The 1,354-nt window shown below is 42.5% G+C and carries 1 protein-coding gene and 1 pseudogene; both read right to left on the bottom strand.

Annotation, left to right across the window (positions count from 1 at the left end; translation table 11 throughout):
• A pseudogene (locus tag HMPREF2686_RS06215) lies at window positions 1-731 on the bottom strand (hypothetical protein); the annotation flags it as partial.
• Window positions 732-853: 122 nt separating this feature from the next.
• Window positions 854-1,354: DUF6287 domain-containing protein (locus HMPREF2686_RS06210; protein WP_222560534.1), on the bottom strand; the 501-nt coding region annotated here is incomplete at its 5' end.

The raw sequence follows: 1,354 nt of genomic DNA, 5'->3' as shown, positions 1-1,354 counted from the left end.
TGGAAGCTTTCCGATTTTTTCTCTTTTGCTTTTGCTGATGATTTGGAATCTCCTAAACCATCAAACGTTTTCCAGTCCAGCTTAGTGAGGTCCAACTGCTTGGCTGAAATCCCAAGAGCCTGCTCTGCTGTTTGGTCCCCACCGATTTGAATGGTTGCTTTCTTTTCTTCCTTGGCTTCGCCTTTTCCTAGCGAATAAAGGGTCAATTCCATTTCTGGATTAAGGGATTGCCAAGTGGCATAAACGATTTGCCCATTGTCAAAAACATCTAAGCTGGAGCGATAGCCACCTGCAGAAGCTACATAGGCTACATGGAGCAAGGTTGGCTGGTTATTTTTCAAATAATACACCGCAGCAATCGTTTTGCCATCCCCAATCAGCAGTTCATCATTACCATCACGATTAAGGTCTTCAAAAGCATATTGCCACTCATTGGTACTCCCAAGTGTTTGAAGATTAAAGACATACGCATATTCTTCTGAAGTTGCTTCGATCTTCTTCAGTTCATTTTGTAAAGCTGTTTGATCTTTGACATTAATTGCGGCTGCATAAGCTTTGTAGCGATCTAATACCTCTTGATAATACTTCTGACCTGTATCCTTCTTTTCTTTTTTGACAGCTGATGACGTTGCTGTCTTTGGTTTGCTTTGGCGTTCATAGCGTTTGGGCGTACAAGCCACCAGAGCTAGAACGGACGCAGCCGCCAGTAGTGAAATCATCAATTTCCTCATAGTACCACTCCTTTAGTCCACACGGTAGAAGAACGAGTCAGTATCCCAAATATATTGTTGACCAACCCATATACGGTCTTTTGATGTATCTGATGGATCACTATTCTGATTACTATCTGGCTTCATAGGTGTTCCAGCTGGCAAGAATGAGATCGCAGCTCCACCAGCTGTATTTGGTTTTGAACTATGGATCCCCCACTAATATAGCCGTGATCGGGATTAATTCTATCAACAACTCCACTACCATCTGTTACAAATCCTTTTCCTGTCAAACCATCTTTATCAAATTCCAGAACCCAACCTAGACCATTTTTCCAGGTTCCTGCAATACTTGAAAAATCACCGTTCTGAATTTCTTGAATATTCATTCCGTTGCTTTTCTTACTTGAGCTTGCTGATTTAGAACCATCCACACGCGTTGTATAGTCAAGAGCAATCCAGCCTTGTCCAGATTCCAATTTGCCCCAGGTATGGCCATCCGCATCTACGGTTTCCGTGATGGTGTGAATACCTTTTGCGATCATCCCTGCAGAAGGAGCTGAAGTAGACGGTTCTTTTCGAATACGAAGATCAGCTACGCTAACTTGTACTTGGAAGCTTTCCGATTTTTTCTCTTTTGCTTT

This window comes from Streptococcus sp. HMSC057G03 (assembly GCF_001808745.1).
In the GTDB taxonomy this organism is placed as follows: Bacteria; Bacillota; Bacilli; order Lactobacillales; family Streptococcaceae; genus Streptococcus; species Streptococcus parasanguinis_Z.
Note: the sequence above shows the minus strand (reverse complement) of the source record. Positions and strands in the feature narration are given on the sequence as shown.